This is a genomic window from Halorubrum sp. PV6, assembly GCF_003990725.2.
Classification (GTDB): Archaea; Halobacteriota; Halobacteria; order Halobacteriales; family Haloferacaceae; genus Halorubrum.
This window is the reverse complement of sequence record NZ_CP030064.1, coordinates 1,999,247-2,012,019: the sequence shown is the minus strand read 5'-3', so window position 1 is coordinate 2,012,019 and position 12,773 is coordinate 1,999,247. Positions and strand designations below refer to the sequence as shown.

Sequence of the window (12,773 nt, the reverse complement as noted above, 5' to 3'; positions counted from 1 at the left end):
TAGCACTGTCCACTCCATATTGACGCAAACATGGCACAAGATAGCACCAACCAGACAAGGCGCCGGTTTATGAAGAAAACCACCGTCGGTGGGTCCGCGCTCGCGTTGGGCGGGCTGGCGGGCTGTACAGGAAACTCGGGCGACGGCTCGGACGGTTCGGGCGGGTCGTCGTCGGACGGCTCGGGCGGATCAGGCGGGTCCGGCGGCTCGATGACATCGATGGGCTCTATCGCCAACCGACAGAACTCCTACTGGCTCAGCTGGGAGAAGGGCTACCTCGAGGCGTGTGAGGCCTTCGGCTACGAGACGAACGTCCAGACGAACAACGGCGAGGTCCAGACGCAGCAACAGCAGTTCGATACGGCGGTCTCGAACAACGCGGACTTCATCGCCGGGCAGACCTACACCAACGCTGCCGCGATCACGCTGGCAGAGACGCTGGTCGAGGGCGGGATCCCCGGTGTCCTCGCGGTCACCATCGCCGACTGGTTCGTCCCGCAGGACGCCGGCGAGGAGTACGTGACGTTCTTCACGCCGCACTTCGTCAACCACGCCTACTCGGGCGCGAAGATGCTGTTCGAGGCGATGGGCGGCAGCGGGACCTTCGTCCACATCGAGGGGAACCGCGGCACGGCCCCGAACATCGGCCGGAACAAAGGCGTCGACCTGGCGCTCCAAGAGTATCCGGACATCGAGATGGCGGGACCACGCCAGCCGGGGAACTTCATCCGGTCGGACGCACGGAGCGTGATGAACGACAAGGTGTCGCAGTTCGGTGACGATATCGACGGCTTCTTCGGCCAGAACGACGCCGTCGCGCTGGGCGGACTCACCATCTTGGAGGAGAACGACATCGACGTACCCGTCGTCGGCATCGACGCCAGCGAGCCCGGACTCGCGGCCATCGCCGACGACCGGATGACCGGGACGGTCTCCGGGATGGGCCCGTGGCAGGCCGGCTGGTCGGTCGCGAAGTGTCACGACTTCATCAACGGGCACACGCTCACCGACGCAGAGCGGATGATGTCGTTCAACGCGCCCGTCTGTGTGAAGAACCCGGACGAGTGGACCGACGTCATCGACCTGCTGCCGGTCGTCGACGCCGCCGACTACAACGACGCCATCTTCGCGGGTAAGACCCCGTACGACTGGACGAAGATGTCCGTCGTCGAGGCCGGGGAGGACGCCTGGGACCCCCAGATCGACATGCAGCCGATGGATCTCGCCGACATGGAGGAGGTCCTCGACTGGAAGGAAGCGGACAGGCCGGACGGCTACAGCCTGCCGGACGTCTACACCGACGACGGCGCACAAGAGGAGATCGCCCAGCTGTACCAAGACCAGTTCCAAACGAACCCGCTCCAATAATCGCTAGTACACCCCCATATGGCATCACAGACACACACCAACGCGACGGAAGCGGGTCGGGGCGACCCAACCAGCGAGGGCACCCGCAGCTTCCGCGTCGAGGGTATCTCGAAGTCGTTCCGCCACGTGCAGGCCCTCGACGACGTGTCGCTGGCCGTCGACCACGGCGAGGTCATCGGTCTGGTCGGGGAGAACGGTGCGGGCAAGAGCACCCTGTTGAACATCCTGACCGGCGTGTTGCAGGCCGACGAGGGACAGCTGTTCGTCGACGGCGAGGCGGTCAACTTCACGAACCCGCGTGAAGCGGCGGACTACGGCGTCTCGCTCGTCCACCAGGAACAGGACATCATCACGACCATGCGGGGGTACGAGAACCTCTATCTCGGGCGGGAGATCGAGCGGTTCGGGGTGCTCGAAAAAGAGCAGATGCGCGAGGAGGCGCAGGCGTTCGTCGACGACTTGGGTATCAACATCGACGTGAACGAGCGCGTCCGCGACTACACGTTCAACGAGCGCCAGATGCTCGAGATCGCGAAGGCGTTTCACGTCTCACAGAAGTCCGAGAATCCCGTCATCCTCCTCGACGAGCCGACGGCCGCCCTCGAAGAGAGCGGCCGCCAGATCCTCTTCGACCTCGTGAACGACCTGCGGGACCGGGCGACGTTCGTCTTCGTCTCCCACGAACTCGACGAGGTGCTGCAGATATCCGACCGGATCTACGTCCTCAAGGACGGCGAGCGCGTGGCGGACATGGACACGGTCGACGCCACCACCGACTCGCTACAGAAGGCGATGGTCGGCCGAGAGACCGCCGACGAGTACTACCGGGTCCCGGACCAGCAGCGCGACACCGACCTCGGCGAGACGGCCTTGGCCGTCGACGGTGCGGTCCACGGTGACACGGTCGGGCCGGTCTCGTTTTCCGTCCGCGAGGGCGAGATATTCGGGATCGTCGGCGTCGAGGGGTCCGGCAAACAGCAGTTGGGTCGCCTGCTCGCGGGCGATCTCGGCATCACGCAGGGGTCGGTCTCGATCGACGGTACCACCCTGCAGAGCCCGACGGTGTCGGACATGGTCGACGCGGGCGTCGGCTACATTCCGAAAGACCGGAAGTCCGAGGGGCTGTTGCTCTACCAGTCGGTGCTAGTCAACACGTCGCTCGCGATGGTGCGAGACATGAACGGCAACGTGCCGTTGCTCGATCTGGACGCCGAGCGAGAGGCGACCGACGACGCCATCGAGGAGTTGTCTATCAAGACGCCGGGGCCCGACGCGCTGGTCCACGGCCTCAGCGGCGGGAACCAACAGAAGGTCGTCATCGCCCGCTGGCTGGCCCAGGAGACGCCGATACTCGTGATGGACAACGTGACCCGAGGCATCGACGTCGGTGCCAAAGAGGAGGTGTACCGTCTCTGCCGTGAGCTCACCGACCAAGGCGTCTCGATCGTCTTCATCGGCGACGAGCTGCCCGAGGTCATCGGTATGTCCAACCGCATCGCCGTGATGGCGAACGGGGAGTTCGTCGGCGAGCCAATAGACGCCTCGCCGGGGAACAAGCCGACCGAAGAAGACCTAATACAGGAGATGATCTGACAATGAGTACAAGCAGCGTCAGCGAGTGGATCACCGAGCAACGAGAGCAGCGCACGCTCCACGACTGGATACAGGACTTGGGCCCGTTCGTCATGCTGTTCGGGCTGATACTCACGTTCTCGTTCACCACGGACCGCTTCCTGACGGAGGCGAACCTGCTCGACAACGTCGCGAAAAACGCCGTCACGCTCCTGTTGGTCGCGCTCGCGGGGACCTTCCCCATCCTCCAGCAGAGCATCGACCTCTCCGTCGAGTCGATGGTACTCTTGACGGGCGTCGTGACCGTCGTCCTGATCTCGGAGTTCGGCTTAGGCCTCTTGGCCATCCCGCTCGCCATCGGTGTCGGGATGCTCGCCGGGCTGTTCAACGGCATCATCTTCACGAAACTCAAGGTGCCCTCGTTCCTCGTCACGCTCGGGACGCTCTCGGTGATGGCCGGGGTCGGGAAGATCATCACCGGCGGGTCGACCATCACGTTCCGGAATCCCGCCATCCGGACCATCTCGAACGGCGAAGTCTTCGGGATTCCCAACCTCGTGCTCTGGGGGCTGCTCATCTACCTCGGCACCATCGTCCTCGCGTTCCGGACGAAGTTCGGGCGGTACTGCTTCGCGCTGGGCGAGAACGAGCGCGTCGTCGAACTCGCCGGCGCGAAGGTCGACCGCTACAAGATCTACCCGTTCGTGCTGTCGGGGCTGCTCTGCGGGACCGCCGGCGTGCTGTTGACGCTGCGGATCTCCTCGGCGTCGCCGAACATCGGGAGCGGGCTCATGCTCCCCAGCATCGCCGCCATCGTCATGGGCGGGACGGCGCTGACCGGCGGCGTCGGCGGCCCGCACCGAACCATCTTGGGCGTGCTCGTCATCGCGGTGCTGAACAACGGGATGAACCTGCTCGGCATCGACTCGTTCGTCCAAGAGATCATCCTGGGACTCGTCGTTGTCGGCGCGGTGGCCCTGTCGATCGACCGCGAGAAGATCGACGTGGTGAAGTAAGGCGACTCGCCCCGGCTCTCTTTTCACTCGCGGCACGGACGTTCGTCACGACTCGTCGCATCAGCCACGTCATCGGACCGACGTTCGTCTCGTCTCGTCGTTCGACGGGGCGAGTGCTAGGCGACGGTGTGGTACGCTCTGAAAAAAGCCGCCGTTCGTCCGTCAGTCGGCGCTGACGGCGGTGTCGACGTGCCCGCTCGGAACGGTGCCCTCGTCGGTCCACCCCCGGCGGTCGTAGTACTCGTCGAGCGCCGCCTCGAAGTTCGGCAGCGAGTAGGGGAGCGTGTCGTCGTCTCGGTCGACGCCCCGCTGGTTGTTGAAGTGGCGTTCGAGGTCGACGACCGTCGACCCCACCTCCAGGAGCGCCTCGTAGTCGGCGGAGAACAGCCCTTCGAGCCGTTCGGGGGTCATGAAGCTCCGCGAGAAGCGACAGATGATCCCGCAGTCCTCCAGCGCGCGGGCGTTCTCCTGTTTGATGACCATCTCCGGTTTCCCTTCCAGCCCCGTGGGGTCGTACGCGTCCTCGCCGTCGACGAGGGGGTACTCCCACGCGTACATCGTGGTGAACATGTGGTCTGCTCCCCGCGTCGCCGTCGCGTACGACAGCCCCTGGCCGTTCAGCGTGCGGCCGTCGTGGGCGGCGAAGTCGAGCCCCTTGACGGTCCAGTTCTCGACGCCCAGCTCCTCGTGGAAGCGGTCGATCCCCTCCGCGAGCAGGTCGCCGACGCCCTCTCGGTGCGCGATCTTCTCGACCGTCTCGAAGATGAGGTCCGTGTTCCCGAACTCGTCTTCGCTCGCTAAGTACGCCGAGACGACGTTCCCGCAGGTGATGCTGTCGAGCCCGTACGTGTCACACAGCTCGTTCGACTGCATCACGTCGACGATGTCGTCGACGCCCGCGTTCGACCCGAACGACATCACCGTCTCGAACTCCGGCCCCTCGGTCTCGACGCCTCGCTCCTCGTCTTTGGTCGGGAGTTTGCAGGCGAACGCACACGACGAGCAGGTCGCCTTCTTGAACTTCTTCTCCTCGACGCGGTCCCCGTTTATCCCCTCGACGCCCTCGAACTCCAACTCGGAGAAGTACCGGGTCGGGAGCGCCGACACCTCGTTCGCCAACTCGGTCACCGAGGTCGTCCCCTGCCGTTTCATGATGTGGTCGGCGGTGGCGGCGTCGCGGTGCACGTCCATCTGGATCGGGGGAATCTCGATCTCCGGGCTCGAATCGCCGTCGAAGGTGATCGCCTTGACCCCCTTCGCGCCGAGGACCGCGCCTAACCCCCCGCGGCCGAACGCCCTCGACTCCGAGGTCAGGATCGAGGCGAAGCGGACCTGATTCTCGCCGCCGGGGCCGATACAGGCGACGTGTTCGCTCTCCATGCCGTGTTCGGCCTCGATGTACGCGACCGTCTCCGGCACCGTCGCGCCCGCGAGGTCCGGGACGGGCTCGAACTCGACGCCGGCGTCGGTGACGTGAACGACGACGAGTTCGTCGCTCGCCCCCACGAGTTCGACGGCGCTGTAGCCCGTCGCCGCGAAGTTGCGCGACATGAACCCGCCGGCGTTCGACGAGAGCAGGCCGTCCGTGAGCGGCGAGATTCCCGTGCAGTTCATCCGGCCGGTAAACGACATCGTCGACGACTGCATCGGCCCCGTCGCGAAGTAGAGCCGGTTCTCCGGCCCCAGCGGGTCGGCGTCGAAGGGGAGTCGGTCGTGGGCGAGTCGCGTCGCGACGCCGCGCCCGCCGATGAACGCCTCGGTGATGTCGTCGATGTCGGTCGTTTCTGTCGAGCGGTCGCCGACGTCGACCGTCAAGAGAGGTCCCTGCGCGTGAAGCATGTACACGGATGTCGCGGGCACGAAATAATAAGTGTTGCTCACCCAACTCCGGCGCTGCTCACCCAACTCCGGCGCTGCTCACCCAACTCCGGCGTTGCTCACTCCACCCGCATTAGGCGGTGAACCCGCCGTCCATGACGAGGTTGTGCCCCGTGACGAACGACGACTCGTCGCTCGCCAAGAACAGCGCCGCGTCTGCGACCTCCTCGGGTTGGCCCGCGCGCCCCAGCGGCGTCTGTTCGAGGATGCCGCCGGCCGTGTCGCCGTCTTCCATCGTCATCGCCGTCTCGATGAACCCCGGATTGAGGGCGTTGACGCGGATGTTGTGTTCCCCGTGTTCGACGGCCAACTCTCGGGTCAGGTTCGTCACGCCGCCCTTCGACGCGCAGTACAGCGAGGAGTTCGCCAGGCCGCGGATCCCGCCTATCGAGGACATGTTGATGATGCTGCCGCCCGCCTCCTGTTCGCGCATCACCTCGACGGCCGCCTGGCTCCCGAAGAACACGCCCTTTAAATTGATATCCATGAGCCACTCGTAATCCTCCTCGGTGACCTCTCCCAGCGGCTTCTGTCGCTCGACGCCGGCGTTGTTGACCATCACGTCCAGCGAGCCGAACGCGTCGACGGTGGCGTCGACCGCCGCGTGGAGGTCGTCGATCGAACTCACGTCGCAGGTGACGAACTGCGCGTTCCCGCCCTCGCTCTCGATGAGGTCGTGCGTCGGCTCGCCGCCCATCCGCGGGTCCTCGCGGACGTCGGCGACCGTCACGCTCGCCCCCTCGTCGGCGAACCGTCGAGCGATGGCTCGTCCGTTGCCGGAGGAACCGCCGGTGACCAGTGCTGTCTTCCCCTGCAAGCGCTCAGACATAACGACCTACGATGCTACTGCCGGTCAATTAAGTGTTTCTCGGGGCGTTTTCCTCTCAGCGGCGGGTCACGTCACCCCCGCGGACCCAAATGTTTAATAATGACTCTCACAGTCGTTATAGTGAGATGTTAGACAGCGACTCGCTGGTAGTGGACTCCGTGTCACACTGCTTCAATCATACGCCGGAGAACCACAAACACCCGCACGCGCAAGTCTGGGACGACGAGACGTACGAGATGGGGGCGAAGATTCTCCCCGACGGGTATGTGCCGTCCGAGGAGGTCTTCTACCGCGACCACCAGCCCGAAGAGCTCGCTCGGCTCCTCTTTTTGGAGAGTCAGATCGACTACTCGGTGTACCACTCGCTGCCGCTCGACGACTACTTCCACGACGGGTACGTCTCCCGCGAGAAGGGGTTCGAGTTCATGGAGCAGAACCCCGAGCGCGTCTCGATGTACGTCGACGTCAACCCGCTCGAAGACGACGCGGGCGATCAGATCGAGGAGTACGCCGCGAAAGACGGCGTCGAGGGCATCAAGTTCTACCCCGCGCGCTACCAGAACGGCAACGACCTCTCGCTCCAGCTGACCGAAGATGCCGTCTGGCCGCTGCTCCAGCGCGTCGCCGACTCGGAGGTCGACACGCTGGCCATCCACAAGTTCATTCCGTTCGCGACGGCGCCAGTTCGCTACTTCAAGCCGGACGACATCGAGGACGCCGCCAACTCGTTCCCCGACCTCAACTTCGAGATCATCCACGCCGGCTTCTCGTTCGTCGAGGAGACGGTCCTCGCGATGGCGAGCCACGACAACGTCTACGCCAACCTCGAGAACACCGCCTGCCTCGTCAACACCCGCCCGCGGAAGTTCGCGAAGGCGCTCGGCGAGATGCTCTACTGGGCCGGCCCGGACCGCATCGTCTACGCCGGTGGCGCGACGGCGCTGCACCCGCAGCCGCCGATCGAGGGCATCCAGAACTTCGAGATGCCCGAAGACCTCATCGAGGACTACGACTACCCCGAGGTCACACAGGACATGAAAGAGAAGATTCTGGGCAAGAACGCGCTCAAACTCCTTGATAAGGACCCCGAGCAGATTAAAAAAGACATCAAGGGCGACAAGTGGGACCAGCTCCGGCAGGAGCGCGAAGAGAGCGGCGACTACCCCGCCGAGCCGTGGTCGACCTACGAGGCCGACTCGGCGCTCGCGTCCGACGACTGAGCATGTCTGCACACACCGACCCATACGCGCGAACCGACGAGGCGACGCACGTCACCCCGAACACGGAGTTCGACGACGAGCGCAAGATGCGGGTCAAAGCCGAACTCGACGAGGTGCTCGATCCCTGCAGCTGTATGAGCGACCACCCGATCAGCATCCTCGATCTGGGGCTCGTCGAGTCCATCGCCGTCGACGACCGCGACGTGGAGGTAACCCTCCTCCTCACCTCACAGCGCTGCACGTACTTCCTCGACATCAACGACGAGGTGCGCGAGCGCGTCGAAGCGCTCGACGAGTTCGACGCCTGCGAGGTCCACCAGGACACCAGCGGCCAGATCTGGACCAACGACCGGATGTCGACCGAACAGCGGAAGGCCCGGCGGAAGCGCTTCCACGATCAGATGGACGCCGCCGGCGTGACGCCCTACGCCGAGCGCTCGGACTGATCGGCAGCCGACGCGACCGGTCGCCCCCCGTTCTCGCTCTCACCGCGTCCGCCGAGCGACCGCGGACCGCGCCACACCACCTCGCCACTGAGAAAACAGCCTCGCCGCCCGCACGCGCCGCCTCCTCTCAGGACGCCGCTTCGATCTCGTCGAGCGCCTCGGGGTTCTCGATGCTCGACATATCGCCGAGTTCCTCGCCCTGGTAGAGCGACGAGATGGCCCGGCGGATCACCTTACCCGACTGCGTTTTGGGGAAGTCGGAGACGAAGAGAATCTCGCGCGGGCGGAACGGCTTGCCGTGTTCCTCGCCGACGAGCGCCGACAGTTCGCCACGGAGGTCGTCGCTTCCCTCGTAGCCGTCTTCGAGGACGACGTAGGTCACGACCGCGGTGCCGGTCGTGTCGTCGGGGACGCCCACGGCCGCGGCCTGGTTCACGGCGTCGTGTTCGGTGAGGACGCCCTCGATTTCGGCGGGGCCGACCTTCCGGCCCGCGACGTTGAGCGCGTCGTCGGCCCGGCCGTGGAGGAACCAGAACCCGTCTTCGTCCTTCTGGGCCCAGTCGCCGTGGTCCCACAGGTCGTCCCACGTCGACCAGTACTCCTCCAGGTATCGCTCGTCGCCCGACCACAGCGACTTGGTGGTCGAGGGACAGGAGTCGCGCGCGACGAGGAACCCGCGCTCGTTGTCGTCGGCGATCGAACTCCCGGACTCGTCGACGATGTCGATGTTCATCCCGAGGCCCGGCCCCCCGAGCGACGTGGGTTTCAGCGGCTGGGTCGGCATCGGCATGAGGAAGCAGCCGCAGATCTCGGTGCCGCCGGAGATGTTGATGATCGGGGCCTCGCTCCCCCCGACGTGCTCGTAGAACCACTGCCACGACTCGGGGTCCCACGGCTCGCCCGTCGAACCCAGCAGGCGGATCGACGAGAGGTCGTGGCCCTCGACCCACTCGTCGCCGTGTTTGCGGAGCGCCCTGATCGCCGTCGGCGAGATGCCGAACGTCGACAGCGAGTGGCGGTCGATCATCTCCCAGAAGCGGTCCGGCTCGGGGTGGTCGGGCGCGCCCTCGTACATGAACACCGTCCCGCCGAACGTGTGGTTGCCGATGAGCGTCCACGGGCCCATCATCCAGCCGATGTCGGAGACCCAGAAGAAGCGGTCCGAGGGCTTGTGGTCGAACCCGAAGTGGATCTCCTTCGCGCACTGCATCTGCACGCCGGCGTGGGTGTGGACGATCCCCTTCGGTTTCCCGGTCGTCCCCGACGAGTACAGCAGCATCGACTCCTGCGAGGAGGGCAGCGACTTGGTGTCGTACTCGTCGTCGCGCCCTTCGATCGCGTCGTCCCACCACTCGTCGCGCGCGCCCATCGGGACCTCGGCGTCGTCGCCGAGGCGGTCGTAGACCACGGTGTGCTCGACGTGTCCCGCCTCCGCGATGGCGTCGTCGGCCGCCTCTTTGAGCGTGAGCGGCTTGCCTCGGCGGTAGAACCCGTCGCCCGTGAACAACACCGAGCACTCCGAGTCTTCGATGCGCGTGGCCGTGGCCTCGACGCCGAACCCGGAGAATATCGGGACCGCGATGGCGCCGACCTTGAAACAGCCGTACAGGATGGAGATGACCTCCGGGACCATCGGCATATAGAGCCCGACGGTGTCGCCGGTCTCGATGCCGACCGATTCGAGGTAGTTCGCCACCTTGTTCGACTGCCGCGAGAGTTCGTGGTACGTCACCTCCCGCACGTCGCCCGGTTCGCCCTCGAAGAGACACGCGACGCTGTTTCTCTCCTCGGCGTCGGCGGCGGCGTGGCGGTCGACCACGTTGTGCGCGAGGTTGATCTCGCCGCCGGGGTACCAGTCGGAGAACTGCGGCCCGTCGCTGTCGTCGCGGACCGCGTCGTACGGCTCGTAGAAGTCGATGTCGAGGTACTCGGGCATCGTGTCCCAGAACCACTCGACGCCGGATTCCCCGACGCCGTCGACCTCTTCTGTGGTCCGGCGGATGAGTTCGTCGTAGTCGTCGATTCCGTACGCCTGCATGAACTCGTAGACGTTCGTCGACTCCACGAACGCTTGGCTCGGTTCGTGGACGATGGATGGCTCTTCGTGGGTGTCCTCTGTCATGGGTGTGTACCTCAAGGGTGCGACAGCAACAGACATAAAATATCGGGGTCTCCGCGGCGAACTCGCCGGTACGTCGCGGTCGACGGCGGACGTTCTCGCTCTCGATCGCTCCGACTACTCGAAGCCCCCCTCCGCCTTGTACCGACGCCCGAGGTCGACGTAATGCTGGTGGACGCGGTCGATCTCGTCGCGCTGGGCGTCGGTGAGCGGCTTCGTCTCGGCCGGCGCGCCGTACGCGAGGTGGCCCTCCGGAATCGTCTGATCTTGGAGAACCACCGCGCCGGCGGCGACGATACAGTCGGACTCGACCGTCGCGTCCCGAAGGACGCGGCTCCCCATCCCCACGAGCGAGTGGTCCTCGACGGTCGCGTAGTCGACGACGGCGTTGTGGCCGACGGTGACCGCGTCGCCGAGAATCGCGCCGTGGAGCATCGTGAACTCCTGGACGTTCGTCTCCTCGCCGACGACCGTGGCGCCGCCGTCTCCGCGGAGACAGGTGAACGGCCAGAGGCTCGCGCGGTCGCCGACCACGACATCACCGATCAGGTACGACTGGTCCGAGACGAACGCCGACTCGGAGACGGTCGGCGTCATCGCTTCGAGAGTGCGTTGCATACCGACACCATGCGAATCGGGCGGTATAGTGTTATCGGGAGCGACGATTTACGAGTTCCGGCGTCGCGGGACCGACCGCGTTCGCGCGCAGCGCGCGGCGTTCGACCCACGGGTCGCGCACAGATCACCGCTCGACGCCGGTCACCGCTCGGACGCCAGCCGAACGCCGACGTGACGGCCGCCGTCCGGCGAGGACGCGACCGTCGGCGCCACCGCGCTCCCCACTTCGAGCCGGTCCGGTTCGTCGACGAACCGGCCGGTCAGACGGACCGGCCCGAAGTCGGCGATGACGACCACGGGCGTCTGCCCGCTGAAGGAGGGGCTCGGGACGGCGATTTCGGTGAACGTGACGACCGTTCCCGTGTCGGGCAGCGGCTCCGTCGTCAACTCGTCGTCGCCGCAGGTCGGACACACCTCTCGGGGCGGGAGCGACCCGTGACCCGCCGGACACGCGTAGTAGTAGCCGTCGTCGTCGGCGAGCGCGTCGAGCAGGTCGTCGTAGCCGTCTTCTCGCTGCGCCCGCATCACGCGCACACCTCCAGGACGTGGACCGTCGCGCTCGCGACGGTGCCCCCGGCGTTGTGCGCGAGGGCGACCGTGGCGTCCGGGACCGCGGCGCTGTTGACGTGGTCGCCGCGGAGCAGCTTCGTCAGCTCGACGACCTGGCTCACGCCCGTGGCGCCGACCGGGTGGCCCTTCGCCTTCAGGCCGCCGGAGAGGTTGACCGGGAGGTCGCCGTCGGCGGTCGTCTCGCCGGTCGCCGCCGCGTCGATTGCGGCGCCGGGGTCGTACAGTCCCAACCCCTCGAGCGCCAGCACCTCGGCGATCGTGAAGCAGTCGTGGACTTCGAGCAGGTCGATGTCGCCGGGAGCGATGTCGGCCTCGTCGTAGGCGGTCGTCGCCGCGCGGGTCGTCGCCGGGGTCCGGGTGAGCGACTCGCGCTGCTGTAAGGCCAGCGAGTCGGTCCCCTGTCCGGCGCCGGTGATCTCGACGGGCGCGTGCAGGTCGTGTTCTGCTGCGTATTCCTCGCTGACGAGGACGCACGCGCTCGCCCCGTCCGTGATCGGGCAGGCGTCGTACAGCCCGAGCGGGTCGGCGACGGTCGGCGCTTCGAGCACGTCGGTCGGCGTGATCTCCCGCTGGAACTGGGCGGTCTCGTTGCCGAGGGCGTTGCGGTGGTTCTTCACCGCCACCGCGGCCAACTCCGCCCGCGTCCCGCCGAACTCCGCGAAGTACGCCCGCGCCATGAGCGCGTACGCGCCGGGGAACGTCACGCCGGCGCGGCTCTCGTAGAGGTCGTCCGCCGCCATCGCCAACCCCTCGGTCGCCCGCTCGGTCGTGACGTTGTGCATCCGTTCCATCCCGCCGACGAGGACGACGTCGGCCGCCCCCGACCGGACCGCCTCGACCGCGCTCTTCAGCGCGACGCCGCCCGAGGCACACGCGCTCTCGTACCGCGTCGCCGGGGCGGTCACGCCGGCGGCCGCCGCCATCAGCGGCCCCTGGTGGCCCTGGCGCTCGGTGACCGTGCCGACGAAGTTCCCGTAACAGAGGCGGTCGACGTCCGCCCTCGGGACGCCGGAGTCGTCGATGGCGATGCGGGCCGCCTCCCCGAAGAGGTCGCGGCCGGTTCGCTCGGGTGAGACACCGAACGCTGTCGAACCAGCACCGGCTATGCGGACTGCTTGCATACACCTCGAGTATTCG

General features: G+C 66.2%; 11 protein-coding genes. 5 read left to right on the top strand and 6 right to left on the bottom strand.

Annotation, left to right across the window (positions count from 1 at the left end):
* The first annotated feature begins 30 nt into the window (after positions 1-30).
* The 3 genes from DOS48_RS23970 to DOS48_RS23960 all read left to right on the top strand — a co-directional run bounded on the left by DOS48_RS23970 (position 31) and on the right by DOS48_RS23960 (position 3,956).
* Complete coding sequence (locus tag DOS48_RS23970) at positions 31-1,368, top strand: sugar ABC transporter substrate-binding protein (RefSeq protein WP_168654258.1); 1,338 nt, start codon at positions 31-33, stop codon at positions 1,366-1,368.
* A gap of 18 nt (positions 1,369-1,386) precedes the next feature.
* A complete protein-coding gene (locus DOS48_RS23965; protein ID WP_226929134.1) occupies positions 1,387-2,961 on the top strand; it encodes a sugar ABC transporter ATP-binding protein in 1,575 nt (524 codons plus the stop codon).
* Between the two features lie 92 nt (positions 2,962-3,053).
* Entirely contained in the window at positions 3,054-3,956 is a 903-nt protein-coding gene (locus DOS48_RS23960) for an ABC transporter permease (protein ID WP_127118889.1), read from the top strand.
* Between the two features lie 162 nt (positions 3,957-4,118).
* On the opposite strand, the gene DOS48_RS23955 is transcribed toward DOS48_RS23960, so the two are convergent.
* Together DOS48_RS23955 and DOS48_RS23950 are read right to left on the bottom strand one after the other, a co-directional pair.
* Complete coding sequence (locus tag DOS48_RS23955; protein WP_127118120.1) at positions 4,119-5,795, bottom strand: aldehyde ferredoxin oxidoreductase family protein; 1,677 nt, start codon at positions 5,793-5,795, stop codon at positions 4,119-4,121.
* A gap of 112 nt (positions 5,796-5,907) precedes the next feature.
* Positions 5,908-6,663, bottom strand: coding sequence for an SDR family NAD(P)-dependent oxidoreductase (locus DOS48_RS23950; protein WP_127118119.1), 756 nt, complete (start codon positions 6,661-6,663; stop codon positions 5,908-5,910).
* Between the two features lie 125 nt (positions 6,664-6,788).
* Between DOS48_RS23950 and DOS48_RS23945 the strand changes: the two genes are divergently transcribed.
* Both DOS48_RS23945 and DOS48_RS23940 read left to right on the top strand, forming a co-directional pair.
* The gene (locus DOS48_RS23945) at positions 6,789-7,883 is read left to right on the top strand and encodes an amidohydrolase family protein (RefSeq protein WP_127118118.1); all 1,095 of its coding nucleotides are present in this window, start codon (positions 6,789-6,791) and stop codon (positions 7,881-7,883) included.
* 2 nt (positions 7,884-7,885) lie between these two features.
* Positions 7,886-8,329 (top strand): metal-sulfur cluster assembly factor, encoded by a 444-nt coding sequence (locus tag DOS48_RS23940; RefSeq protein WP_127118117.1) that lies wholly within the window; start codon positions 7,886-7,888, stop codon positions 8,327-8,329.
* Positions 8,330-8,456: 127 nt separating this feature from the next.
* Here DOS48_RS23940 and DOS48_RS23935 read toward each other — a convergent pair whose 3' ends face one another.
* The 4 genes from DOS48_RS23935 to DOS48_RS23920 all read right to left on the bottom strand — a co-directional run bounded on the left by DOS48_RS23935 (position 8,457) and on the right by DOS48_RS23920 (position 12,757).
* Positions 8,457-10,451, bottom strand: a complete 1,995-nt coding sequence (locus DOS48_RS23935) for an AMP-binding protein (protein WP_127118116.1) — start codon at positions 10,449-10,451, stop codon at positions 8,457-8,459.
* Positions 10,452-10,565: 114 nt separating this feature from the next.
* Positions 10,566-11,066, bottom strand: coding sequence for a gamma carbonic anhydrase family protein (locus tag DOS48_RS23930; protein WP_127118115.1), 501 nt, complete (start codon positions 11,064-11,066; stop codon positions 10,566-10,568).
* Between the two features lie 141 nt (positions 11,067-11,207).
* A complete protein-coding gene (locus DOS48_RS23925; RefSeq protein ID WP_127118114.1) occupies positions 11,208-11,591 on the bottom strand; it encodes a Zn-ribbon domain-containing OB-fold protein in 384 nt (127 codons plus the stop codon).
* Positions 11,591-12,757: a thiolase domain-containing protein gene (locus DOS48_RS23920; RefSeq protein WP_127118113.1), complete on the bottom strand. Its 1,167-nt coding sequence runs from the start codon at positions 12,755-12,757 to the stop codon at positions 11,591-11,593. Before DOS48_RS23920 ends, DOS48_RS23925 begins: the two co-directional genes overlap by 1 nt.
* Between the last annotated feature and the right edge of the window lie 16 nt (positions 12,758-12,773).

Bases quoted from the DNA above. Each gene is read 5' to 3' on its own strand.
- DOS48_RS23935 (WP_127118116.1), bottom strand. From the start codon at position 10,451: ATGACAGAGGACACCCACGAAGAGCCATCCATCGTCCACGAACCGAGC.
- DOS48_RS23950 (WP_127118119.1), bottom strand. From the start codon at position 6,663: ATGTCTGAGCGCTTGCAGGGGAAGACAGCACTGGTCACCGGCGGTTCC.
- DOS48_RS23940 (WP_127118117.1), top strand. From the start codon at position 7,886: ATGTCTGCACACACCGACCCATACGCGCGAACCGACGAGGCGACGCAC.
- DOS48_RS23960 (WP_127118889.1), top strand. From the start codon at position 3,054: ATGCTGTTCGGGCTGATACTCACGTTCTCGTTCACCACGGACCGCTTC.
- DOS48_RS23945 (WP_127118118.1), top strand. From the start codon at position 6,789: ATGTTAGACAGCGACTCGCTGGTAGTGGACTCCGTGTCACACTGCTTC.
- DOS48_RS23970 (WP_168654258.1), top strand. From the start codon at position 31: ATGGCACAAGATAGCACCAACCAGACAAGGCGCCGGTTTATGAAGAAA.
- DOS48_RS23920 (WP_127118113.1), bottom strand. From the start codon at position 12,757: ATGCAAGCAGTCCGCATAGCCGGTGCTGGTTCGACAGCGTTCGGTGTC.
- DOS48_RS23955 (WP_127118120.1), bottom strand. From the start codon at position 5,795: ATGCTTCACGCGCAGGGACCTCTCTTGACGGTCGACGTCGGCGACCGC.
- DOS48_RS23965 (WP_226929134.1), top strand. From the start codon at position 1,387: ATGGCATCACAGACACACACCAACGCGACGGAAGCGGGTCGGGGCGAC.
- DOS48_RS23925 (WP_127118114.1), bottom strand. From the start codon at position 11,591: ATGCGGGCGCAGCGAGAAGACGGCTACGACGACCTGCTCGACGCGCTC.
- DOS48_RS23930 (WP_127118115.1), bottom strand. From the start codon at position 11,066: ATGCAACGCACTCTCGAAGCGATGACGCCGACCGTCTCCGAGTCGGCG.